We start from the raw sequence: 24,222 nt of genomic DNA on the forward strand, positions 1-24,222 counted from the left end.
TATGGATTTAACGTCTGGATTTACTTGTTGGGCCCGATCTCATTTTGAATAAATGGAGGTGCTCTAGTGCTCTGCCCGTTCCAATAGCTACACAGTCAAGTGGATTCTCGGCAACAAGCACAGGCATCCCTGTTTCTCTTGCTAACAGCTTGTCCAGATTAAGCAGCAATCCGCCTCCACCTGTAAGCACAATGCCACGATCCATAATATCAGCCGCAAGCTCAGGAGGACATTTCTCCAATGTCACTTTCACAGCTTCAACAATACTATTCACAGTATCGGTAAGGGCATCTGTAATTTCAGTTGACGTGATCGCCATTGTTTTAGGTAAACCGCTAACCAGATCCCGTCCACGAATTTCAAAACGAACCGGAGGGTCCATCGTCAATGCCGATCCGATCTCGATCTTGATTTGCTCAGACGTACGTTCGCCGATCATCAAATTGTAGGTACGCTTAATGTATTGCGTGATGGCTTCGTCCATCTCATCTCCCGCAACACGAACCGAGCGGCTCGTTACAATGCCGCCCAATGAAATAACGGCAACCTCTGTAGTGCCTCCGCCAATATCAACGACCATACTGCCCGTCGGTTCCCAAACCGGCAAATCGGCGCCAATAGCCGCTGCAAATGGCTCTTCAATCGTATAAGCGTCGCGCGCGCCTGCTTGGCGTGTTGCATCCTCGACTGCTCTCTTCTCGACGGCTGTTATACCAGAAGGAACACATACCATCACGCTTGGACGATGTGGAAATAACCAACGCTGCTTTTGCGCTTGTCTGATAAAATATTTGATCATGGTCGAGGTAGTATCGAAATCGGCAATTACGCCGTCTTTCATCGGTCTGATGGCACGTATATTACCTGGAGTCCGGCCAATCATATTTCTTGCGTCATTTCCTACGGCCTCGATAGTTTTCGTATCTGTCCTTATTGCCACTACCGATGGCTCCCTGACCACGATACCTTTTCCTTTTACATAGACGAGTGTATTAGCAGTTCCCAAATCAATGCCCAAATCTTTCGTAAAACCACCAAACATGCTTGATACTCCCTTCGTTTGTTTCAATTTCTGTTACATCAACCCCTGCTCTTTCAAGCTGATGAAAGCTTGGTCGCCGATAACAATATGATCCAGTACATCAATGCCGATAATTTCGCCCGCTTCTACCAGCCGCTGTGTCAATTGAATATCTTCTGAGCTCGGAGTTGGATCCCCGCTCGGATGGTTATGTACACATATAATCGAAGCGCTGCTTCGTTTAATCGCCGCACGAAATACTTCCCTTGGATGAACAATAGCTGCATTCAAGCTGCCCATGGAAAGTGTTTCCTGACCCACGACATGATTTTTAGTATTTAAAAACAAGCATACAAAATGCTCCTTTTGTAAATAACGCAGTTCTTCCATCATCAAATCAGCTACGTCCTTAGGAGAACGAACCATTACGGTATCATTCAACACACTGCGTGCCAATCTACGACCCAATTCAATGCTGGCTTGAATCTGCAGTCCTTTAGCCGAACCAATGCCTTTGATTTCGGTTAACTGCTCCAAGCTCATATCAACCAGACTGCGCAATCCACCGGAATGACTTAACATGCGCTGTGCCAAATGGACAGCCGACTCCTGATAAGTACCAGTCCTCAGTAAAATCGCCAGAAGTTCCGCGTTGCTTAATGCTTGAGCCCCAACCTGCATCATGCGCTCTCTAGGACGTTCTTCGTTTGGGACATCGCGCAATGTTAAATTGTGCGATTCCATTCATTCCCCCCTGACATTCTAGGTTTGTAGAAGCTTTATTATAGCATGATGCCGGATTAAAGAACAGTTACGCCCAATTCACCAAGCATTTCACCAAGCAGGCATAATGGTAACCCCACAACATTGAAATAGTCGCCTTCGATCCGTTCAATCAAGGTCGCACCGATCCCCTGTATCGCATAGGATCCCGCTTTATCCATCGGTTCATTCGTATCGATATACCTTTCAATCTGTAAAGAACTCATTGGCTTCATATAGACGGCTGTAACCCGATGGGCATACAATTCACGTCCCGTACCCAGATCCATACAAGCAACTCCACTGTAAACATGATGGACCTTTCCTTGCAGAGCCTCCAGCATGCGTGCGGCATCTTTACGGTCTTGCGGCTTGCCCAGCACCTGATCACCCAGCACAACAATCGTATCGGAACCAATCACGATCCCTTCTGTCCGCTGCTCGGCTTTAAACATTTCGCAGACAGCTGCGGCTTTACGACCGGAGAGCTGCTCGACGATTTCAGATGGGCTCATTCCCGGTTCTGTATCCTCCTGAACATCACTAACCCGAATTTCATAGGGAAGACCTAAAGTTTGAATTAATTCCTGCCTGCGTGGTGAGGAGGATGCCAAAATGATTTTTTTTGCGCCAAATATCGACATATATAGACTCCTTGTCTCGAATAGGTTAAAGTTTAAGTAAGTTCATTATAATCTGCGAAAAATCCAAAAAGCCGCAACAAGCCCCACCAAACTGATCAAATTAAGCTTCATTTGAAATTGGAGGTCATATTTGATCACCAACAAATCCGCTTTTGGCTGCCAGGTAAGATCAACCGATTTTGTAAGAAAAGCCAGTGCAGGGACAGAAACCAGCAGTTGACCCACAAGGCTTCCCGCTACTAATCCTATGACGAGCAGCAAGATGAAGGTAAAGGTATTCTTTTTCATAAATAGCTACACTTCCTTTACATATTAAAAAATGAAGCTGTCAAATCGCTGCCGCTACTGCGCTCACCGTATTATAGCACAAGCCTTTATCCTGTAAATATAGCCTCTTACCTACTTACTAAAAAACATACCCTGGAAGAGCTAAAAGCACTCTGACGAAAGCTTTTAACCCATGCTTACGATGCCAGTTTTCTGGCGAAAACTTTAAGTTTATGCTTACGATGCCAGTTTTCTGGCGAAAACTTTAAGGAGGAACCTTGTTTGATGCGTCGGTCTTATACCCTTATTATTTTTATCCTTGTATGCTTGTTAGCTGCTCCATCCTCGTCATGGGCAATAAAGATTGTTGTCGACCCTGGTCACGGGGGATCGGATTCAGGAGCTGTCGGAGTCAATGGACTGCTGGAGAAAAACGTTAACCTGGATATTGCCACCAAATTAAGAAAGATGCTGGCAGATCGCGGCTATGAAACCGCAATATCGAGAGAAGATGATACTTTTCTTTCACTTAAAGAACGTGTTGACTTTACAAACGCGCAGCAGGCTGATTTGTTTGTCTCGATCCACGCCAACGCCATGCCGGGAAATGCCAAAACACGCGGTGCTTTGATACTGTACCACGATAATAATTATCCACAGGAAGACTATCCGGCAAGCCCGGAAATGGCGGAGCTCACCCCGCAGAGCCGGGAGTTTGCGAAGGTAGTTCTGAACAATTTCGTTGATGCTACCGGATTAGAAAATCGTGGTCTTGTAGCGAGCGCTGTTTATGTAGTACGTATGGGTACCATTCCAAGCATACTCGTAGAAACTGCTTTTCTCTCGAATCGACAGGATGCAGCATTACTGGCCAGCGATGAAGTCAGAACGACTATGGCTCAGGCCATAGAGCAAGGCATTGAAGCTTATATGCCACCGAATACACCGAGCGAGGTGTTCACCGATATGCGTGTACATTGGGCACGAGATGCTGTACTTCGCTTAAAAAGTCAGGGAATTGTTGACGGCGTGGGCCGACTGTATAAACCTAACCGTGAGCTGACCCGAGCGGAATGGATGACCTTGCTGGATCGGGTTTTCGATTTATCTATAGTCAAAAAGCCTTCAGCCAACCCTTCCGTTTGCACAAACGGCAGTAACAACAATACGGTTTCTGCTGTGGTTTATAAGAATGGTGAGAGCTGTGCAACACCTATAAAACCTCCCTTGCCGTTGTTCATGGATATTACTGGTCACTGGGCAAATGCCGCCTTGAACAAAGCCGTAATGGCAGATGTTCTTAACGGCTACGATGACGCTACCTTACGTCCCGATCAACCGATTACTCGTGCAGAAGTTGCTGCTACGTTTCAACGGCTTGCTCTTCCTGCCACCCTTGGACCGTTAGGTACAGCGTCGTTTACAGACGTACCTGCTGATCATTGGGCAGCCAAATCGATCTACAGTTTACAACATGCCGGCTGGATCGACGGCATAGCGCCAGATCAATTTATGCCGAACCGTGGCATGACGCGTGCCGAAGCAGCCTCCTTACTTGATCGGTATGTTCAAAGCACACCAAAAACGCCAACCCCTCAGCAGCCATAGCTGAGCCGGTCGGCGTTTTTTTCTGAAAACTTCATCATCCCACTTTTATGGTGTCGTGATTACCCGTCTGAATTCCTTTTGAGCAAGTGCAGTCTGCAAAATCGCATTTTGTGTTTGCCATAACGTGGAAGCAGATGGGCTTTTGCGATACTCATCCAATGATGCAACGGCTGCATTCATTGCGCTGCTGATTTTAAGGACGGCTGCCTTACCTTCCTCGGAAAGCCCCTCATTCACTCCCGAAGTCATCCCCAGCCAGGCTTGATGAGCAGTTTTGACGGATTGCACCTGTGAAGCATCCATTCCCGTCAGTTTAGCTTCAGTTAAATGCGAAACGGTAAGCGGAGCTATTTGCTGGACGAGATTATCACCTTGTGTGATAAAGGCCGACACATTATCCGTTGACTTGCCTGTCCATTTGATTTTCGAAAGCGCAGGCATATCCACACTCTTTATGATAACATCGATCTGTTTTTGTTGAAATTGCTGGGCAAGCCGTGAAGCTTCATCTCGATTGGATGCCATCCCCACATAAACAGGAAATTTTTCACCCACATCGCTTACCGCAGCAAGACCTTTTTTCTTCAGCTCTGATTGAGCAGCAGCTGCGCCTTGTGATGTCGAGAATACACCGCTTTGCAGGAAGGTCAATGTTCTTGCAGGCACGTTCACAGCAGCTATTGCCCCGCTGCTGACAGATGCCGAGACGGCAATGGAACCGGTTGGATCTGCAGCTTTGCCGGCAGTATTGGCCGGAGTCACTGAGCCTGAGACCGCGACGGCTTGATCTGTAGGTGCTGATTTGGCTGGTGCCGAGGCATTAGCTGTGACATTGGTAGCTGTTGGGGCCGTGACGTTTGTTTTATTGGTCCCAGAATCCTGAGAAAACATCGATAGTACAAGAAAACCGAAGGCTGCACCCGTAGCGACAGCTCCAGCAACCGATGCAGCAACCTTAAACCACGAGGCTGCCGTTTTCCTCCTCCGATAAAATGTCTCCTCCGGCACATACCAACGATGATCACGAATTGGATCTATAGGTTCGCCCCGTATAGGGTCGTTCGAGAAAAATAGCTCCTCATTTTCCAACTGTCTGTGATTCGGAGCTCCCGTTTCTCGAATAGCGTCAATTTTCGGTTCAACATTCAGTTCATTAGAAGCTTTTATTGAGTCATGTCTGGGCTCATGTCTGGGGTCGCGACCGGTATTATACCTGGGGTCAAATCGAGTCTCATTTCTGTTCTCCTGCTGAGTACTATGACCTGACTCACGGATCAGCTTCTCCACTCGCTGTGTTTCCATATCAAACGAACTTTCCCAGCCTCCAAAATCATTCGGATATGGATTTAATGTCTGCGTATCCACGGGGGTGACCTTATATTCTTCCGGGCGCAGTGGGATTACCTGCTGCTCTTTCGCTTTCCTCTCAGGAACGCCAACATTGTTTCTATATTCCTGATCAAACCGAAAGGTCATTTTGGCTTTGCTCATTATACTTCGCTCCCTTGTCCAAATTCGTATTATTAGACTATGAAAGAGAAAAGATGAATAGAACAATAACACTAGACTTTCGATAGCACGGCATAAAAAAACAGCTGGCTCCTGAACGAATCTATCGTCCGGGAATCAGCTGCCTGTTGGTGTTCATACAAAATTATTGTTTAAGGTGCAGGCGGCGTAAACACCCGACCTGCAAACTCTGTATCCATCATAAAAAATGCATTACTGTCCTTATCAATACGCTTCAATTTATTAATGATCGAATCAAACATCGCTTCTTCTTCAACCTGCTCATCAATAAACCATTTCAAAAACTGAATCGTCGCATGCTCACGTTCATTCATTGCAATATCCGACAAATCATAAATTCGCTTGGTAACGATCTGTTCGTGCTCATAAGCACGCTCAAATACGTCCAGCATGGATACATAATCATTTTTGGGATTATCCATACCAATCACAACCGCTCTTCTACCGCGGTCATTTAAGAACTTATAGATTTTCATTGCGTGAAATCGTTCTTCTTCAGCCTGCACAATATAGAAATTGGCAAACCCATCCAAGCTTTCAGCAGAACAATAAGCAGCCATGGCCAGGTACACATGTGAGGAGTAAAATTCGAAATTCATTTGATCGTTCAGAGCTGTACTTAAGGAATCATTCAACATACGAACACGCACCTTCCATGGATTATTTTTGTTGTAAACCCCACACGTAGAGTGGGAGTAGTACAACCACTATACACAAAATAGGAGAAAGAATCCACAATAGGCTCAAGCTCATCGTTAAATTATCCTTTCGTATGTAAATTTTTAACCTATAACCTGCTTCAGCTCTTTATACAATTTACGAGGACTTGAAGCATAAATAACGTTGGATTTACCTAACATAACAAAGCATTGCTTGGAGCATAGCTTGCAGTTCCCGAGACAATCCTGCTTTTTTTGCTTGATTTCGGGAAAACGTTCCTTAATGGATTTATATACTTTTTTGGAACCAAGCTTCAAGTTTTTACAGCAGTATTTGATTTTTTTCATATCCTGCTCCTTTATCTCACAAGTATGCATTTGTATCTGATGATAATAGTTATCATTATCAATGTCAATGTTAATTTATTTATTACAGCTTATTCAAGCAAATTAAAAAAACAAACCTTAACGCTAGTTACAGACGTCTTCGGTTTGTTTCTCTTAAGCTGTATTTTATTTGGATTCTGCTTGTTGATTCAGTGTACGGGCTAATCCTGATGCTGCCTTCCATATATCCCCTGCACCCATCGTAAGTACCAGATCACCGCTCTTGACGTGCTCAAGTAAAAAAGCCTGTACTTCCTCTTTACTCGGAATATAACGGACATGCTGATTGCTGTTCTGTCGAATCAATTCAACCAGCTTGGATGAAGTTATGCCTTCAATCTGCTGCTCGCCCGCAGGTGAATATATATCGGTGATGATGACTTCATCCGCTTCAGAGAATGCACGACTGAATTGATCAAACAAGAAGTACGTACGCGTATATCTTTGGGGTTGAAATACAGCGACTATTCTTTTTCCGGTTGCCTTGGCCGCGCTGATTGTAGCTTCAATCTCCGTAGGGTGATGAGCATAATCATCAATGATCAGAATATCATTCACCTCGCCAAGCACTTGAAAACGACGCTTCGCACCACGAAAATCCGTAATAGCTTCCGCAATTTGACTAAAGCTCAAACCTGCTTCCATGCAGGTAATCAATGTTGCCATTGCATTATAAACATTATGTTTGCCCGGTACAGACAATTGGATGAATCCAAGACTGCTGCCCTGATGTTCGACTTCAAAGCTTACCTTGCGATCACCAAGCACTATGTTGCGGGCTGTATAATCGGCATCGGTTTCAATACCGTAAGTAATGACTTCACTTTTAATATCAGGTATCAGCTCTTGAAGATACGTATCATCTTTACAAACGATAGCTTTGCCTTCGTCGCTCACCTGACTCAGAAACTGCGCATAAGCCTTTTTCAGGTTCTCAAAATCACCATTGTAATTTTCCAGATGATCCGCTTCAATGTTATTGACGAGCGCTATCAATGGATTGTATTGCAAAAAGGAACCATCACTTTCATCGGCTTCCGCAACGACCCATTCTCCCTTGCCGGCCTTGGCATTGCTGCCAACGTTCATGATTTCGCCGCCAATGATAAAAGTAGGGTCCATTTTGCACTCCTCCAGCACGAGCGCAATCATCGAAGAGGTTGTTGTCTTTCCATGGGCACCAGCGACTGCAATCCCTTTCTTCGCGTTCATTAAACGCGCAAGCATTTGCGAACGATGCAGAATCGGAATATTCCATTCCTCAGCAGCCGCCATCTCCACATTATCTTTAGACAGGGCTGTCGAATAGACGACAACGTCGGCTCCTTTGACATTCTCTGCCTCATGCCCGATAAACACAGTTGCTCCCTTGGCAACGAGCTTTTCCGTTAGCTCCTGGGAAGCAAGGTCAGATCCCGATATACGGTAGCCCATTTCAAGCATGACCTTGGCAATAGCACTCATGCCATATCCGCCAATACCGATAAAATGGATGTGCTCAGATGTATTCACGCAGCTCTCACCAGCCTTTTTCAGAATCGGTTTGATGTAGGATCCAGGATCGGACGTCCCCTATTAAATATAAGGTGCCGGACACAACGGCCAGATCATTCTCTGCCGTTTTGCTTTTCACCAGCTCCAGTGCTGCCTTCCAGTCAGGCTCTACAATGATTTCGATATCGGGAAGGCCCATTTCTTGAGTAAGTGAAGCAGCCAGCTCCGCCAGCTTAGCAGCCTCTTCCTTCTTATGCCACACCGGTTCCGTAAGTATTAATGTGTTCACCATTGGTAGTATATGCCGCAAATAACCGGAATGATTCTTGGTGGACAGCATCCCCATCACAAAATGCAATTTGTTGTAGCTGTATGTGTCGCGGAGCGCTTGTGCCAATACGGCACCACCCTCAGGGTTGTGAGCACCGTCTATTAAAATACGAGGCTCCGTAGACACCATTTCCATGCGGCCTGCCCAGCTTGTCTCCTTCATTGCGCGTAACAGCACTTCATCCTCGATGATCAGCGCGTAGTATTGACGCAGCAGTTCAAGGGTCATCAGCGCTAATGAAGCATTTTGCAACTGGTGAACGCCATTCATAGAAATCGTAACCTGTTCTATCGTGCGAAATGGCCCATCGAAGTTGAAGATCTGTTCGTTTTCCTTGGTTGAGACAGTTTCATAGCGAAACTTGCGTCCGCTTAAATACAGCGTGCAATTCTTGGCTGTGGCCTCCTGCTCAACTACCTCAATCACACTCGGTTGATCCACCGCGCTGACTACGGGAACACCTGCCTTGATAATCGCAGCTTTCTCAGCAGCTACAAGCTCCAGGGAATCTCCCAAAATGTCCATATGATCATGGCCAACATTCGTAATTACCGTCAATATAGACTTTACGATATTCGTAGAATCCAGTCTTCCCCCTAATCCGGTTTCCCAAACCACATAATCCGGACAAGATATTCGAGCATAATAATAAATCGCCACGGCAGTTGATACTTCGAACATAGTTGGCTGCCCCAGCTCGGAATCAGCTACCTGATCGACCAGAGGCTTCAGCTTGTTAACGGCTAGCAGCAAATCCTCATCAGCGATGTTGACTCCGTTATAGCGAATGCGATCTGTATATTTCTCGATATACGGAGAGGTAAAGGTACCGACTCCGTAACCGCTCTGCTTCAGAACCTCTGTCAGATAAGCACAAACTGAACCTTTTCCATTTGTGCCAGCGATATGAATGAATTTCAAGCGGCGTTCAGGATGCTCAAGCAGCTCCATCAGTTTTTCCATCCGTTTGAGCCCGGGTCTGACACCGAACTTGACCAAATTGACGATCCAATCTATAGCTTCTTCCGCACTCTGAAAACCATTAGATGATTGTACCTGCGAATCATTCGTCGTACTGCTCATCGAAGTCATCCCCTTAGCTCTGCTAAACGGGCAATCACTTTATCCCGCTTATCTGCATAATCGGCCAGCTTTGCTTTTTCTTCATCAATTACCTTGGCAGGAGCTTTCGCTACAAAGCCTTCATTTCCAAGCTTTTTCTCGATCCGCTCCACTTCGCCACGCAGGGATTGAAGCTCTTTTTCCAAACGTGCCAGTTCCTGTGAAATGTCGATTAATCCAGCGAGCGGCAGATACAGCTCGGCACCTGTAAGAATTCCAGTCATTGCCTTATCTGGATTCACCAGAGTGAGACTAATCTCCAACAGCGAGGTGTTGCTGAATCTGCGAATATATTCCTCATTACGCTGCAAGATAACCAAAGCTTCTTCGTTAGCCGGCTTGATCAGCAATTCGATTTTTTTGCTCATCGGCACGTTAACCTCAGCTCGAATATTACGAACCGTACGGATCACATCCATAAGCAAATTCATTTCCTGAACCGCATCAGCGGCTTCCCAATCAGCATTATAAAGCGGCCATGCAGCTAGTGTAATAGTCTCTCCTTCATGCGGAAGATGCTGCCATATTTCCTCAGAAATGAAAGGCATAAACGGATGAATCAGGCGCTGTGTCTGATCCAATACATAAGCAAGCACGGATTGCGTCTTTTTCTTGGCTTCAGCATCAGTTCCGTATAAGGACAGCTTACTGAATTCAATGTACCAATCGCACAGGTCATCCCATATAAAACTAGTTAACAGACGCCCGGTTTCACCAAATTCGTAGGTGTCAATCAATCGGGTTACATCACGTACGGTTTCGTTCAAGCGGTGTAGAATCCAACGATCAGCCGTTCCTAATTGACCGCTCAGATCAATATCCTTCACCGTGAAGCCGGTCAAATTCATCAGTACAAAACGTGAAGCATTCCAAATTTTATTGGCAAAGTTACGCGCCTGCTCGACCTTCTCCCAACGGAAACGCATATCCTGTCCCGCTGTGGAACCTGTTGACAGCATAAAGCGCATCGCGTCAGCGCCGTATTTCTCGATTACTTCCTGCGGGTCTACACCGTTGCCCAAAGATTTGGACATTTTTTGGCCATCCTCAGCACGAACCAAGCCGTGGATAAGCACGTCCTTGAACGGAATTTGATCCGTAAATTCAAGCGCGGTAAAGATCATTCTAGACACCCAGAATGGAATAATATCATAACCCGTAACCAGCAAGCTCGTAGGGTAAAAGCGGCTCAAATCTTCCGTTTCATCCGGCCAGCCCAATGTAGAGAAAGGCCACAGCGCAGAGCTGAACCAGGTATCCAGCACATCCTCATCCTGACGGATCGTGCCGCCGCCCGCACGGACGGAAGCTTCAGCTTCACTGTGGGATACGAATATTTCTCCTGTTTCGTCGTTGTACCATGCCGGAATTCGATGGCCCCACCACAGCTGACGGGAAATACACCAGTCACGAACATTTTCGATCCATTGCAAATAACTTTTTTCGAAGCGTTCCGGAACAAAATTAGCGCCTGTTTTCGAATTTTGCGCGGCAATCGCCTGCTCAGCCAACGGCTTCATTTTCACAAACCATTGTGTGGACAAATATGGCTCAACAATAGCTCCACTACGTTCACTGTGGCCGACTTGATGCACGTGATCCTCAATCTTCACCAAAACCCCGGATTCCTTCATATCGGCAACAATTTGCTTACGGCACTCGAAACGGTCCAAACCTTCATAAGGTCCAGCCTTATCGTTCATTGTACCTGTAATATCCATAACCAATATTTGCGGCAAATCATGGCGCTTGCCCACTTCAAAGTCATTCGGATCATGAGCAGGCGTTATCTTTACAGCCCCGCTTCCAAAATCCTTATCCACATATTCATCGCCAATAATCGGAATCTCGCGCCCAACAAACGGCAGTACCAATACCTTTCCAATCAAATGCTGATATCGATCGTCCTCCGGATGAACGGCAACAGCAGAATCACCCAGCATCGTTTCCGGACGTGTTGTGGCAACCACAATAAACTCATCGCTATCCTTGACTGTATATTTCAAATGGTACAGGTGACCCTGTACTTCCTTGTGTTCAACTTCAATATCCGATAAAGCGGTTCGTGCTGCCGGATCCCAGTTAATAATATAGTTGCCGCGATAAATAAGGCCCTTTTCGTACAACCGGACGAATACTTCACGGACCGCTTTAGACAGCCCTTCATCCAGTGTAAACCGCTCACGGGAATAATCCAGAGAGAAACCCATCTTAGCCCACTGCTGGTGAATCGAATCCGCATAATGCTCCTTCCACTCCCACACCTTTTCCAGAAACTTTTCACGACCCAGATCGTATCGAGTAATGCCTTCCTCACGCAGTTTCTGCTCGACTCTGGTTTGTGTCGCTATTCCAGCATGGTCAGATCCAGGCAGCCAGAGTGTATCATAGCCTTGCATTCTCTTGGTACGAATCATAATATCCTGCAGTGTGCAATCCAGCGCATGCCCAATATGCAGCATACCTGTTACATTCGGTGGAGGAATAACGATCGTATACGTCTCGGCGTCCTTCCGCTGCCCTGCTTTAAAGTATTCGCCCTTCAGCCAGTACTCGTACCATTTCCTTTCCGCTTCCTTCGGATCGTAGGTCGTCGGCATTTCCGTTGTTTTTATTTCTTCCATCGCGGGTTCCTCCATTATCCATACTATTCATCCATTACTTGCAGGCTGGACTGGGCCAGGGTTTAACCTTCTACCCATCCACTACACTTTCATAGGCAACAAAAAAATCCCTTCGCCGCAAAGGACGAAAGGATCTGCTTCCGTGGTACCACCTTTATTCCGCATAAGAAAAAGGCTTGGGCTGACACATTACTGCCCACTATGCGGCACTTCAACAGATAACGGCTGATACCGGCAGCATCTATCCGCAAACCAAGCATTCAATGACCATACGAGATGGCTATATTGAATCTCAGACCTGCCTTTAATACTGCAACTCCAGGGCGACTTCGGCAAGTTACATCCTACGGAACCTCTCAGCGTAACAATTCCGCTCTCTGATGGGTTAGCTGCCTACTATTCCCTTTCCAAGTTATTGAAACATATGATTACATCTATGATAAACAACATTACCGATGGAGTCAATAACATATCCGCCTATAAACCAAGGTTTTATCCTTATTATAGCCAAAAATGCCCGTTTCAAACCCTTATTTAGGTTTGATCGGGCATTTTCGTTTATTTGGGAATATAGACGATTTGTCCTACGGTAACTTCATGCTCGGCTAATCGGTTAAACAGTGCAATTTCACGTGGGTTTAATTCATAGCGCTTCGCAATGATTTCCAAGGTTTCTTCCTTCTGTACAATACATAGCCGAACGCGGCGGAATTCCTGCTTCTCACTCGTTGAGCTTAGCAGCAGCTTTTTCCATTCCAATCGGTCACCCGGAGCGGGAGCACTCTGTGCAGCCTCCGATTCAGCTAATCTTTGCTCCTCTTTGACTGATGAAGAACTTTGCAGCAAAGAGGTCAAACCGAATGGCTTTACAGGTTGGGGGGCGTCGGTAATCTTCCCGGTGAAAGCAACTCTTGGCTCTATCTTGTTCTCTGCCGCATAGCTTGCGTAACTATCGGCCTGCTGATGTTGAAAGGCATCAAGAGCCTCATCGCTTTCGTCCTCCAACCATTCCTCCTCTTCCTCGTCTTCACCATCCGTCAAACCACTTAAGTCATCCGGCGGATCATTGTAAGCTGAAGAAGGTGAACGCTCTTGAACAGGCTGGGTATAATCAGCTTCAGTTAAAATCGGTACGGATGTGTCGGATCTGGCAGGTGTAGGCGCCTCATGAACAAAAAGCACCTCCTCCGAATTATGATTCCAGATCTCATCAGCACTTGGAGCTACAATGACTTCCTCAAGCCCATTCAAAGATAACACTCCTGTAATATTGAGGCTTCGGGCTGAAAGAATATCAACATCAAAGTTCTCAATTTCAACGGCGATATCCTCAACACGATGCACCCGGTTCAACGGCAATGTAATTTCTACCGGAATCAGGTGCTCCAACGTACGATTCACGGCATCCTGCTCATCTACATAGGTGCCGGATAGAAGCAGATTACCTCTTAGAAGAGCCTGATCCCCTTGAGGCACAACCTGAATATGGGGAACCAGCTCCACATCCTCCAATTGTTTAATGCCGGCAACTCCCTCAGACAAATGCACCCGCTCATAAATATCGAACCGCAATCCATTCTGCTGCTCAGCCAATATCTTGTCCTCCCTCCGAAAACTAAATCTTGCAAACCGTATCCATCGGTTAATCAGTTTCAGTTGTCTTTAGATTTATATGGTTTTCGGGGGATAAGCATGACTATATTTTTTGAAGTGCCGTATACAGCCTTAGAAAATCTTCCGGCCAGGGTGCTGTAACAATGATGTTCTCACCAGTCAGAGGATGTTCAAATGCTAAGCTTTCGCCATGCAGAGCCTGTCGATTGATTCCATTAGTGGGACCGCCATACAAGGAGTCACCCCATATTGGAAACCCGATGTGGCTGAGATGAACACGAATTTGATGCGTTCTTCCCGTTTCCAGACGAAGTCGGACAAGCATAGCGTGATTCAACTGCTCCACAACCTCATAGTGGGTCATCGCCCGCTCCCCTGTCACAGATACACGCCTTCGCGCTGAATGATGCCGATCTTTACCGATAGGCTCGTCTATAGTCCCAGACAAAAGTTCTGATTGTCCTTGTACAATCGCAGCGTAGCAGCGCTGTATGGATTTACTCCTCATGTCTTCATCCAGAATAAGCTGCGCCCATTCATGCTTGGCATACAGCACAGGGCCTGTCGTATCCTCATCCAGGCGATGGATGTGTCTGACCTTGCACTGCTGTCCGGTGCTCTCATAGTAAAAGGCAACAGCATCAGCCAAGGTCGTCTGTTCGCTGCCATTCCTTGATCCGTCTCCATGAACCTTCATACCTGCCGACTTGTGGACAACCATACAAAAATCGTCCTCATACAACACGTCTAAAGGAGCCCATACCGGCATATCCTGTAGGGGTTCATTCGGAAACAGCTTCAGACGAACACGAGAGCCTTTTATCGAGACACCACCGCTTTTGATAAGTTTTTTCAAAAAAAGCACGGGCATTCGGATATAATTCCCTAAATCGAGCTCTGTTTCAAGAGGTTCTGGCAATAACAGCTCCAGCCATTCCCCCTTCTTGCTCCAAGACATCTTCACGGCTTCCGCACCTTCTTCATATAAATAACACCGTAAGCCACAAGACCTCCGAAGACAAGGAAAAAACCAAACATCACAACCAGGGTTTCCAGTGTAATCCCGTACAGACTGTATTTATCCACGCAATTATCGCCTCAATTCACAAAACTTTATATTTCATTGTAGCAAATTCGCATGAGGACTTCTATTAAACAACCAAATAATATGATAGAATGAATAGTATTTATTGATTTTATTTTGAACTTGGGAGAGGACTACACATTGAGTAATGCACTACAATTTCTCCAATCCACCCGACAGCAACTTCGTGATTGGAGTTGGTTTAAGCGCTCACTATTGGGATTTACAATACTGACCTTTATGGTTTCCAGCTTTATGTTTTTGACACCGGTTGGGACGGAAATGCGCATCTGGATGGCTAATACCGTCATTATTACCCAGCATCGTGATTGGGCTTGGATATTTGTAGGAACAGAGCAGCGTGACAGTATGCTTCAAAAAATGCGACAGTTTATCGAAGAAAATGCCGAGGAAAAGCAGCAGTTTAACATGGTTACAGTTCAACCTACCTCTGCGGTCACTCGCAAGAATCGAACTATCGATGAATTAATTAAAGTAGAAGACGTCTCTGGAACGTTTTGGAAGGGCAAACGGATGTATGTGTATGATCCTAAATCGATTCGTCTCATGACCCCAGCGAAACCAGGTGAAGGTGAAAAAATCTCTTCCATGGTAAAACGCACTGGCGCTGTAGCCGGAGTCAATGCCGGAGGTTTTGACGATCCCGAGGGCTTAGGTAATGGCTTTGCTGCAATTGGGGCTGTGATCTCCGGTGGAGAAGTGATTTATACGGACCAGGATAGCAGTGTCGCACAGCATATTGTTGGCTTTACCAAGGAAGGTACACTCGTCGTCGGTAAATATAATATGTTTGAATTACAAGAAATGGGTATATCTGAAGCGGCTTCCTTTTATCCGCGTGTTATTGCAAATGGAAAACCGCTTCCCATCAATGACATTAGCCGTGCGCCGCGGACCGGAGTTGGTCAAAAAGCGGATGGAACCGTCATTTTTATCGTCGCTGACGGCCGCTCGACTCAAAGTGTTGGAGCGACGTTGAAAGAAATTCAGGAATTGTTCCTTGCGGATGATGTAGTCAACGCAGGCTTCCTGGATGGTGGTGCCTCTTCCGAGCTGGTTGTGAACGGCGAGTTGGTCACCAAGCCTTCCAGCCGTTACGGTGAACGCAGATTACCGTCCGCTTTTCTCGTCTACGATCATCCTGAGGATGCGGTAGCCAACAGGGTTTGGGATGGGTTATCTTCAATTAATGCCGGCGGTGCGTTCGATCACCCTGACTTTTTGAGAGAGCAAGCTGAGCTTAAAGCAAAAGCCAAAAATAATCCGGCACCTGTGACAACACCAACGCCAACCAAAACAACAGATACGGAGCAGACCAAGACTCCTGCTGCAAATACTGGAACCAATAAGCCATCCGGCACCAACGAGTCTACTAAGCCTAACACGCAATCGGATGCGACCAAGCCTCCACAAGGCACAGACAACAGCAAAACAACACCTCCTGCTACTAATCATGGTACCAAGGATACTGGAAAAGATACGACCACGCATCCTAATACTCAGCAAGGCGGTAACGGTAGTCCGGTAACAACAGATCCAGTTAAGCCAGGTGAGACCACTCCAACAGGAGCAGGAGCTTCTGGAGGCACGACGAATCCGACTACTAACAACCCATCATCTACGACGGGTGGATCTAACCAACAGGGGCAAGGAACGGGCAGCACATCTGTACCCAATACTACCCCACCTGCTGGAAGCGATGCTTCCAAGAATGCGCCTGCAACAAATGATGCTTCCAAGAATACACCTGCATCATCGAGTGATGCATCTACCAAGAACACGCCAGCAACTGGAGATGCAACAACTAAGCCTAACACACCTGTAACCACGCCCCCTGCTTCACCAGCAGCACCTTCTGGAGGATCTACTACCGGGGGTTCAACAGAAACTACTACAGTACCCGTTAAATGATAAAAAGGATCAACACTCGCATTCAACGAGGGTTGATCCTTTTTTCTTTAAGCGATTGCTATTCAACAACATCCTGGAAAGCTCCGTTTGGCTACAGCTGTTTCATAATAGCATGATGAGCCTCAATAGTCTGCTCAATATCTTCGTCAGAATGCGCAGTTGATACAAACATCCCTTCATACTGGGAAGGTGCCACACTCACCCCATTGTCGAGTAACGCGGCAAAATAACGATTGAATCGCTGCAGGTCCGAAGTCTTGGCTGTCTCATAATTAGTCACCTGATGATCCGTAAAGAAAGGGCATATCATCGAACCGACACGATTGATCGTGCAGGCAATGCCAAATTCTTTTGCATTGGAGATGAATCCTGCCTCTAATCGAGCCGCTTTGCGCTCCAGCTCTTCATAAACTCCAGGCTGGCCTAGCAAGCGAAGCGTAGTGTAGCCAGCAGCCATAGCTAACGGGTTACCGGATAAGGTTCCAGCCTGATAAATAGGACCGCTTGGCGCGATCATTTCCATAATATCGCGTCTGCCGCCATAAGCGCCTACCGGTAAGCCGCCACCAATGACTTTGCCGAGACAGGTAAGGTCCGGCTTGATTCCATAAAGTCCCTGAGCACTGCCCAAGTCGACCCGAAAGCCGGTCATGACTTCATCAAATATTAGCAGACTGCCATAATTTGTCGTAATATCCCGAAGACCCTGTAAAAATCCCGGTTGCGGTGGCACGACGCCCATATTCCCTGCAATCGGTTCTACGATGACAGCGGCGATTTCCTCTCCGTATTTTTCAAAGGCAACACGGATCGAATCGAGATCGTTGTAAGGCACTGTGATGGTATTGACTGCGACACTCTCCGGCACTCCTGGACTGTCAGGCAATCCCAGAGTAGCTACGCCTGATCCCGCTTTAATCAGCAGCGCATCTGCATGACCATGGTAACAGCCCTCAAATTTCAAAATCTTCGGACGGTTCGTATAACCTCTGGCTAATCGCAAAGCACTCATGGTTGCTTCTGTACCGGAGTTAACCATTCTTACCATGTCCATGGATGGAATTCTTTCAATGACCAGCTTGGCCATACGCGTTTCCAGCTCAGTCGGCGCGCCAAAGCTAGTCCCTAATTCAACTGCGCTTTTAATCGCCTCTACGACTTCCGGATGACTATGGCCAACAATTAGCGGACCCCATGAGCCGATATAGTCAATAAACTCATTTCCGTCAATATCGAATACTCTCGAACCCGCTCCCCGTTCCATAAACAATGGGGTTAAACCTACCGATTTAAATGCGCGAACCGGGCTATTAACACCTCCCGGAATAAACTGCTTGGCTTCTGCAAATGCCTTCGATGAACGTGAGTCGTCTCGTTGGGTTGGTTTCAATGCCATGCCCCTTTCTTTACGATAAAATGTCTTGAAAATCAAGAAAAATCGATATATAATTATTCGAACTGAATTTATACTCGGACTATTTTCCAGCAAAAGAAGCGGGGGGAAACAATGATCGACTTTTTGCGCAAGGTACCCTTATTTTCCAGTCTTAACAATTCCCAGTTAACGATCATTTCCAATATTTGTTCCAAAAAATCGTTCAAAGCCAATACTGTTTTATTTCATGAAAAAGAGCTTGGCTCTGCATTCTACATTGTTTTCAGCGGCTCGGTAAAAATTTATACAGCAGCTACTTCAGGTGAAGAAAAGATTCTCTCCCTGTTCAAAACAGGTGACAGCTTTGGAGAGCTCTCATTGATTGACGGCAAGCCGCGTTCGGCTTCTGCGCAAACACTGGAAGACAGCGTGATGATTGCCCTTTCGGCACCTAACTTTTTGGACATGTTAAAATCCAACTTCGACATTTCTCTCTGTATTATGCAGGAGCTGTGTAATCGCCTTCGCGACACGAACCAGCACGTTCATGATCTTACCTTCCTGGATGCCAGGTCAAGAGTCATCAAAAGCCTCATAAAGCTTGCCAACAAAAATGGTATTCGCTCAGGCAGTGTCGTAACAATCAAGATGATGCTTAACTACGATGAGGTTTCCCAAATGGCTGGTGTGCAGAAGCCTATCCTGATGCAGGTTATCCGTGATTTTCAGGAAAGACAAATATTGACCTTTCTCGGCAACGAGATGAAGCTGGATCTTGCCAAGTTACGAGGTTAGACTTTACGATCTTCAAGCAAAATACATTTCGCTTTTCATGATTTCAGTAAAAGCCCGATTCAAAATCGGGCTTTTTTGTTCAACCATTTACTTTCGAATAAACCGCATCACTCAACGTCTCCATATACAAGGGATCGGTATTAAGTGAAGCCGTACGCTCCACATGCATCTCCAGCTCCCGAGCTACCTGTTGTGCCTCAATATCAAGATCGTACAAGACCTCCAAGTGATCAGATACAAAGCCGACCGGGCACACAAGAACGTTGCGGATCTGTTCTTCCGTTACTACGGTTCGCAAAATATCAAGAATATCCGGTCCGAGCCAAGGAACTCCTGTACGCCCCGCGCTTTGCCAGCCAAACTGCCAATTCGTAATGCCTGTCTGTGCCGCAACAGCTCGCGCAGTTTCCAGTAGTTGCTCTGTATAGGGGTCACCTGTTCCAAGAATGCTTTCAGGTAAGCTGTGTGCTGTAAATACAACACGAATATCGGATGACTTATCTATACCATCAAAACGCTGTAGTGCATCATGTACACGTACAGAGAGTGCATGGATAAGCTGTGGATGCAGATGGTAGCTTTCGACAAATTGAATAGAAAGTCCAAGCTCATCAGCCTTGTCTCGTGCCCGTTTGATATAGCTGCCGACGCTCATATGAGAGTAATGCGGAGCGAGAACGATACCAACAGCCTGCTGAATGCCATCCTTGACCATCTGCTCTACACCATCTTCTACATACGGTTTTGCATGTTTCAAGCCTTGGTAGCAGACAAAAGAGTAGTCGGGATGATCAGCGTTCAAGCGTTCTTCCAATGACTTTACCTGCTTATTCGTATTTTCCCTGAGTGGAAAAAAACCACCGACTATGGCTTCATAGCGATCTGTTAAATCCTTGAGCTGTTCGGCTGTAGGCGGTCTTCCTCTGCGGATATGCGTATAATACGCCTCCACTTGATCCAAGCTCTCAGGCGTCCCGTATGACATGACCAGTACACCAATTCGCTGTTTTGACATTTATACACCACTTCCTTGTTTGGCTGCAGCCAAAGCGGATGTTGAATAAGAATGAACAAAATCCGTCAGTTCGTGTAATTTATCAATAGACGCCTCAGGAAATAAACCATGTCCGAGATTGAAAATATAACCCGGCTCTTGAATGCCCTGATCGATAATAAGCTTGGCTTGCTCTTTGATGACCGACATAGGCGCAGTAAGCACATAAGGGTCCAGATTACCTTGAACTGCGAATTTCGATCCCAAACGTCTGCGTCCTTCCGGTACAGATACACGCCAGTCCAGACCAATGACATCAGCCTCTACCTCTTGCAGCAAAGGAAGGAGTTCGCCCGAGCTTACGCCCGGAAAATAAATTTTGGGTTGATCCAGATGGTTAAGCTCGGCAAAAATACGCTTAATCGTAGGCAGTACATAATGTTGAAAATCTTTGGGAGATAGAGCACCCACCCAGCTGTCGAACAGCTGCACCGCTTTTGCACCAGCAGCGATATGAGCCTTCAGGTATGTAATGACCATGTCGCCCAGCTTATCCATCAATTGAAACCAGACCGCAGGCTCGCTGTACATAAGCTCTTTGGTCCGAATATAGCTTTTGGATGGCTTGCCTTCTATCAAATAGCTGGCGATTGTGAATGGCGCCCCTGCGAATGTAATCAAGGGAACTTTAAGTTCTGCAGCCAAAATCTCGATGGTTTTTATGACATGAGATAAGTCCTTTTCCACCTGGATCGGACGCAGCTTCTCCACATCAGCTGAAGAACGAATCGGATTATGGATGACAGGCCCAATATTTTTGACAATATCAAAATCAATACCAATCGAAGCGACTGGATTCATAATATCAGAATATAATATAGCCGCATCCACACCGAGCTTTTTCACTGGCATCAAGGTCACTTCGGCAGCCAGTTCAGGCTGTTGACAAATTTCGAGCAAACTGTACTTTTCCTTAATAACGCGGTAATCCGGATCGTAGCGTCCCGCCTGCCTCATATACCATACTGGCAGTGTATCTACCTCCTGCTTTTTACAAGCTTTGATAAACGTATCCTTGTAACTCATCCGCTTTTCCTCATTTCCGTATACTCCCAAGAACTTTCCTTAAGAAAAGTTGACCTCGTAAGCTTTAATTGATCTACTCATATTATGCCCTATTTAGCAGCATGTAACAACTGATTGCCCCTTCAGATTCCGACAAATGTATGACAAGGGCGCACTTCCTGCATAAAAAAGAAAGCCCTTCTCACACAACCGAGGCTGTATGGGAAAAGCTTCTGACTTCCCTATTGATTGTACGAAGTACCCGTGCCAGTACTTTATTCACGCAGCCAACGTGCAACATCCTTGGCGAAATAAGTAATGATCAGATCTGCTCCGGCACGCTTGAAGCCAATCATCGTCTCCATAATGATCGCACGCTCATCGATCCAGCCCTGCATGGCTGCAGCCTTGACCATCGAATACTCGGCACTTACGTTATAAGCGACAAGCGGCAGATCGAATTGATCACGCAGCTGACGAATGAGGTCCATATAAGCCAAGGCTGGCTTCACCATTAGAAAATCAGCACCCTCCAACACATCGGACTGTGCCTCACGAAGCGCCTCACGTCCATTAGCCGGATCCATCTGGTACGTCTTGCGATCACCAAACTGAGGAGCTGAATGAGCAGCCTCCCGGAAAGGTCCATAAAACGCTGAAGCAAATTTAACCGAGTAGGACATAATCGGAATTTGGTCATATCCTGCCTCGTCCAGGCCTTGACGAATCGCATATACAAAACCATCCATCATATTGGACGGAGCAATAATGTCTGCGCCTGCTTCCGCCTGTGAAACCGCAGTGCGTACCAGCAATTCAAGTGATTCATCGTTAAGCACATCAGCACGCTGCTTCTGCTCGTCGAAATGTACCACTCCACAGTGACCATGATCTGTAAATTGACATAGGCACGTATCAGCAATCACAACGAGCTGCGGATGAAGCTCTTTTATGCGGCGTGTTGCTTGCTGCACAATTCCATGTGCATCGTAAGCGGAGCTTCCGTGTGCGTCCTTGTGATCGGGAACCCCAAATACAAGGATTGATTGAATACCCAGGTCAACGATTTCCTGAAGCTCTTCCTCAAGCAAATCCAATGAATAATGATACACACCAGGCATAGATGAAATCTCGTCCTTGATTCCTGTTCCGTGCGTTATAAATATAGGATATATAAGATCATGAATCGTCACATTCGTTTCTCTGACCAAATTACGTAATGCAGCCGAGCCTCTCAATCTACGGTTACGAATAATTGGAAAAGCCATATCCTTCTACCTCCCGTGATGTATCTACAATCTCTAATTCTTATATAAACTGGCTACCAAGGATTCTACTGTTGCTTCTTCTGCTAGATAATCTATGGTCAGTCCGGCCTCAATGGCGGTTTGCGCAGTCATCGGCCCGATACAGGCGATTTGGCAATCTTTGATCAGCTCAAGAGGATGGTCCACACCTAATTCTTTTAAAGCATGGAACAAGTTAGTCACTGTCGAAGAACTGGTGAAAGTAATGATCTGCAACACCTTCTGCTCAAGCATTTCGATAATCTCCGCACCACCACTTGTTTCAAGCACAGTTTCGTATACATCTACCTCAGTGATCTGCAAGCCTAATTCCCTTAACCTCGCTGGAATGTATTCTTTGGCAATATCAGCAGTTGGCAGCAGAACCTGTTGTCCTGGCTTCAATTGTTCCGCAACCGATGCCAGCAGCTCATCTCCGTGAAACTTCGAGGGTAATAATTCAACAAGCAATCCTCTACTTCTCAACGCCTCTGATGTCTTGGGACCCACGGCAGCAATCTTTGCTTTATACATCCTACGAATATCTATTTGTTGTTCACGGATAGCTTCAAAGAAATGATCCACACCGTTAACACTTGTGAATATAACCCAATCAAAATCCTCCAGCCGCTGCAAAGCGTCTCCAAGCGCAGTGCGTGCAGCAGCTTGAGAAGTAGCTTGAATTCGGATTACCGGAAATTCGACAGCTTCTCCACCCAAATCCTCGATCAGATTGGATAATTCACTTGCCTGACTTCTTGCACGAGTAACCAAAATACGTTTACCGAATAAAGGTTTCTTTTCAAACCAGGCCAGCTTGTCGCGCAGCTTTACCACTTCGCCAACAATGATAACCGCAGGAGATTTGAAATTAGCAACCCGCACTTTTTCGACAATATCGGTCAAGGTTCCTGTAATGGTCTCTTGATCCATCCACGTTCCCCAACGAATTAAAGCGACTGGAGTCGAGGTCGTTTTACCGCCTTCTATAAGCTTGTTGCATATAAATTCGAGGTTAGCTACACCCATCAGGAAGATCAATGTGCCTGAAGCTTGCGACAGATTTTCCCAGTTCACACCATTGTAGGTTTTATTCTTGTATTCATGTCCGGTTACTATGGAAAAGGATGAAGTAAAGTCACGATGCGTCACTGGAATACCTGCATAAGCAGGAACAGCGATCGCAGAAGTGATGCCAGGTATGATTTCAAATGCTACCTCATTCTCTGCAAGCAGCTCCGCCTCCTCGCCAACCCGGCCAAATACACTCGGATCGCCTCCCTTTAAGCGCGTAACTATCTTGCCTTGCAAAGCCAGATCAACCAGTAACTGATTAATTTCCGATTGCTTCAACATATGCTTGTCCGGCAGCTTGCCAACGAATATTTTCTCAGCACCCGGCTTCATATGCCTCAGCAGTCTTGGACTTGCCAAACGGTCGTATACAACGACATCGGCACGCTTTATTGCCTCTAATCCACGTACTGTGATGAGCTTGGGATCGCCAGGTCCTGCCCCTACGAGATATACGACTCCTTTAGACATTTCTTGTCAACCCCTTATTTTATCCAAAATCTCGGAAGCCCCACGCTCTATCAAAGCATTTGCCAGATTAACACCTAACAGCT

At 46.3% G+C, this 24,222-nt stretch carries 21 protein-coding genes and 1 other annotated feature; of the genes, 3 read left to right on the plus strand and 18 right to left on the minus strand.

Annotated elements, in window-relative coordinates; all coding sequences use genetic code 11:
• Nucleotides 1-7 precede the first annotated feature (7 nt).
• From OB236_RS14920 to OB236_RS14935, 4 genes are read right to left on the minus strand one after another with little or no spacing between them, the layout of a single operon-like run.
• Nucleotides 8-1,042 carry a rod shape-determining protein gene (locus tag OB236_RS14920; protein ID WP_076231540.1) on the minus strand — a complete coding sequence of 345 codons (1,035 nt, stop codon included), beginning with the start codon at nt 1,040-1,042 and terminating at the stop codon, nt 8-10.
• 33 nt (nt 1,043-1,075) lie between these two features.
• On the minus strand, nt 1,076-1,765 hold the full coding sequence (gene radC, locus OB236_RS14925; protein WP_262684706.1) for a RadC family protein: 690 nt from the start codon (nt 1,763-1,765) through the stop codon (nt 1,076-1,078).
• Between the two features lie 56 nt (nt 1,766-1,821).
• Complete coding sequence (locus OB236_RS14930; RefSeq protein ID WP_262684707.1) at nt 1,822-2,427, minus strand: Maf family protein; 606 nt, start codon at nt 2,425-2,427, stop codon at nt 1,822-1,824.
• Between the two features lie 45 nt (nt 2,428-2,472).
• Nucleotides 2,473-2,715, minus strand: a complete 243-nt coding sequence (locus OB236_RS14935; RefSeq protein ID WP_076231533.1) for a DUF4321 domain-containing protein — start codon at nt 2,713-2,715, stop codon at nt 2,473-2,475.
• Nucleotides 2,716-2,979: 264 nt separating this feature from the next.
• On the opposite strand from OB236_RS14935, the gene OB236_RS14940 reads away from it, so the two are divergent.
• Nucleotides 2,980-4,302, plus strand: a complete 1,323-nt coding sequence (locus tag OB236_RS14940) for an N-acetylmuramoyl-L-alanine amidase (RefSeq protein WP_262684720.1) — start codon at nt 2,980-2,982, stop codon at nt 4,300-4,302.
• A 45-nt stretch (nt 4,303-4,347) separates the two neighbouring features.
• On the opposite strand, the gene OB236_RS14945 is transcribed toward OB236_RS14940, so the two are convergent.
• The 9 genes from OB236_RS14945 to OB236_RS14985 form a co-directional block, all read right to left on the minus strand.
• Nucleotides 4,348-5,793 (minus strand): SPOR domain-containing protein, encoded by a 1,446-nt coding sequence (locus tag OB236_RS14945; RefSeq protein WP_262684708.1) that lies wholly within the window; start codon nt 5,791-5,793, stop codon nt 4,348-4,350.
• A gap of 170 nt (nt 5,794-5,963) precedes the next feature.
• Nucleotides 5,964-6,470, minus strand: a complete 507-nt coding sequence (locus OB236_RS14950; RefSeq protein WP_076231525.1) for a ferritin — start codon at nt 6,468-6,470, stop codon at nt 5,964-5,966.
• A 144-nt stretch (nt 6,471-6,614) separates the two neighbouring features.
• Nucleotides 6,615-6,839 carry a DUF1450 domain-containing protein gene (locus OB236_RS14955; protein ID WP_091163585.1) on the minus strand — a complete coding sequence of 75 codons (225 nt, stop codon included), beginning with the start codon at nt 6,837-6,839 and terminating at the stop codon, nt 6,615-6,617.
• 165 nt (nt 6,840-7,004) lie between these two features.
• Nucleotides 7,005-8,390 carry a UDP-N-acetylmuramate--L-alanine ligase gene (gene murC / locus OB236_RS14960; RefSeq protein WP_076231520.1) on the minus strand — a complete coding sequence of 462 codons (1,386 nt, stop codon included), beginning with the start codon at nt 8,388-8,390 and terminating at the stop codon, nt 7,005-7,007.
• 7 nt (nt 8,391-8,397) lie between these two features.
• Nucleotides 8,398-9,786: a bifunctional folylpolyglutamate synthase/dihydrofolate synthase gene (locus OB236_RS14965; RefSeq protein WP_262684709.1), complete on the minus strand. Its 1,389-nt coding sequence runs from the start codon at nt 9,784-9,786 to the stop codon at nt 8,398-8,400.
• Nucleotides 9,787-9,791: 5 nt separating this feature from the next.
• A complete protein-coding gene (locus OB236_RS14970) occupies nt 9,792-12,449 on the minus strand; it encodes a valine--tRNA ligase (RefSeq protein WP_317259351.1) in 2,658 nt (885 codons plus the stop codon).
• Nucleotides 12,450-12,566: 117 nt separating this feature from the next.
• Nucleotides 12,567-12,868: a binding site (T-box leader), on the minus strand.
• 139 nt (nt 12,869-13,007) lie between these two features.
• Complete coding sequence (locus OB236_RS14975; RefSeq protein ID WP_262684710.1) at nt 13,008-14,042, minus strand: LysM peptidoglycan-binding domain-containing protein; 1,035 nt, start codon at nt 14,040-14,042, stop codon at nt 13,008-13,010.
• A gap of 103 nt (nt 14,043-14,145) precedes the next feature.
• Nucleotides 14,146-15,021 carry an RluA family pseudouridine synthase gene (locus OB236_RS14980; protein WP_262684722.1) on the minus strand — a complete coding sequence of 292 codons (876 nt, stop codon included), beginning with the start codon at nt 15,019-15,021 and terminating at the stop codon, nt 14,146-14,148.
• Between the two features lie 2 nt (nt 15,022-15,023).
• Complete coding sequence (locus OB236_RS14985) at nt 15,024-15,149, minus strand: hypothetical protein (protein ID WP_256711325.1); 126 nt, start codon at nt 15,147-15,149, stop codon at nt 15,024-15,026.
• A gap of 139 nt (nt 15,150-15,288) precedes the next feature.
• Between OB236_RS14985 and OB236_RS14990 the strand changes: the two genes are divergently transcribed.
• On the plus strand, nt 15,289-17,079 hold the full coding sequence (locus OB236_RS14990) for a phosphodiester glycosidase family protein (protein WP_262684711.1): 1,791 nt from the start codon (nt 15,289-15,291) through the stop codon (nt 17,077-17,079).
• 91 nt (nt 17,080-17,170) lie between these two features.
• On the opposite strand, the gene hemL is transcribed toward OB236_RS14990, so the two are convergent.
• Nucleotides 17,171-18,475, minus strand: a complete 1,305-nt coding sequence (hemL, locus tag OB236_RS14995) for a glutamate-1-semialdehyde 2,1-aminomutase (RefSeq protein WP_408638477.1) — start codon at nt 18,473-18,475, stop codon at nt 17,171-17,173.
• 111 nt (nt 18,476-18,586) lie between these two features.
• On the opposite strand from hemL, the gene OB236_RS15000 reads away from it, so the two are divergent.
• The gene (locus OB236_RS15000; RefSeq protein WP_262684713.1) at nt 18,587-19,249 is read left to right on the plus strand and encodes a Crp/Fnr family transcriptional regulator; all 663 of its coding nucleotides are present in this window, start codon (nt 18,587-18,589) and stop codon (nt 19,247-19,249) included.
• A gap of 79 nt (nt 19,250-19,328) precedes the next feature.
• Here the strand turns inward: OB236_RS15000 and hemH are convergent, their stop codons facing one another.
• The 4 genes from hemH to cobA all read right to left on the minus strand — a co-directional run bounded on the left by hemH (nt 19,329) and on the right by cobA (nt 24,139).
• Nucleotides 19,329-20,264, minus strand: coding sequence for a ferrochelatase (hemH, locus tag OB236_RS15005; protein ID WP_262684714.1), 936 nt, complete (start codon nt 20,262-20,264; stop codon nt 19,329-19,331).
• A complete protein-coding gene (gene hemE / locus OB236_RS15010) occupies nt 20,265-21,329 on the minus strand; it encodes a uroporphyrinogen decarboxylase (RefSeq protein ID WP_262684715.1) in 1,065 nt (354 codons plus the stop codon).
• A 254-nt stretch (nt 21,330-21,583) separates the two neighbouring features.
• Nucleotides 21,584-22,576 carry a porphobilinogen synthase gene (gene hemB, locus OB236_RS15015; protein WP_262684716.1) on the minus strand — a complete coding sequence of 331 codons (993 nt, stop codon included), beginning with the start codon at nt 22,574-22,576 and terminating at the stop codon, nt 21,584-21,586.
• A gap of 33 nt (nt 22,577-22,609) precedes the next feature.
• On the minus strand, nt 22,610-24,139 hold the full coding sequence (gene cobA, locus OB236_RS15020; RefSeq protein WP_262684717.1) for a uroporphyrinogen-III C-methyltransferase: 1,530 nt from the start codon (nt 24,137-24,139) through the stop codon (nt 22,610-22,612).
• Nucleotides 24,140-24,222 lie beyond the last annotated feature (83 nt).

The sequence above is a fragment of the Paenibacillus baimaensis genome, assembly GCF_025567575.1.

Coding starts and splice junctions, on each gene's coding strand:
- OB236_RS14920 (WP_076231540.1), bottom strand. CDS start 1,042: ATGTTTGGTGGTTTTACGAAAGATTTGGGCATTGATTTGGGAACTGCT.
- radC (WP_262684706.1), bottom strand. CDS start 1,765: ATGGAATCGCACAATTTAACATTGCGCGATGTCCCAAACGAAGAACGT.
- OB236_RS14930 (WP_262684707.1), bottom strand. CDS start 2,427: ATGTCGATATTTGGCGCAAAAAAAATCATTTTGGCATCCTCCTCACCA.
- OB236_RS14935 (WP_076231533.1), bottom strand. CDS start 2,715: ATGAAAAAGAATACCTTTACCTTCATCTTGCTGCTCGTCATAGGATTA.
- OB236_RS14940 (WP_262684720.1), top strand. CDS start 2,980: ATGCGTCGGTCTTATACCCTTATTATTTTTATCCTTGTATGCTTGTTA.
- OB236_RS14945 (WP_262684708.1), bottom strand. CDS start 5,793: ATGAGCAAAGCCAAAATGACCTTTCGGTTTGATCAGGAATATAGAAAC.
- OB236_RS14950 (WP_076231525.1), bottom strand. CDS start 6,470: ATGTTGAATGATTCCTTAAGTACAGCTCTGAACGATCAAATGAATTTC.
- OB236_RS14955 (WP_091163585.1), bottom strand. CDS start 6,839: ATGAAAAAAATCAAATACTGCTGTAAAAACTTGAAGCTTGGTTCCAAA.
- OB236_RS14965 (WP_262684709.1), bottom strand. CDS start 9,786: ATGAGCAGTACGACGAATGATTCGCAGGTACAATCATCTAATGGTTTT.
- OB236_RS14970 (WP_317259351.1), bottom strand. CDS start 12,449: ATGGAAGAAATAAAAACAACGGAAATGCCGACGACCTACGATCCGAAG.
- OB236_RS14980 (WP_262684722.1), bottom strand. CDS start 15,021: ATGTCTTGGAGCAAGAAGGGGGAATGGCTGGAGCTGTTATTGCCAGAA.
- hemL (WP_408638477.1), bottom strand. CDS start 18,475: ATGGCATTGAAACCAACCCAACGAGACGACTCACGTTCATCGAAGGCA.
- OB236_RS15000 (WP_262684713.1), top strand. CDS start 18,587: ATGATCGACTTTTTGCGCAAGGTACCCTTATTTTCCAGTCTTAACAAT.
- hemH (WP_262684714.1), bottom strand. CDS start 20,264: ATGTCAAAACAGCGAATTGGTGTACTGGTCATGTCATACGGGACGCCT.
- hemE (WP_262684715.1), bottom strand. CDS start 21,329: ATGAGTTACAAGGATACGTTTATCAAAGCTTGTAAAAAGCAGGAGGTA.
- hemB (WP_262684716.1), bottom strand. CDS start 22,576: ATGGCTTTTCCAATTATTCGTAACCGTAGATTGAGAGGCTCGGCTGCA.
- cobA (WP_262684717.1), bottom strand. CDS start 24,139: ATGTCTAAAGGAGTCGTATATCTCGTAGGGGCAGGACCTGGCGATCCC.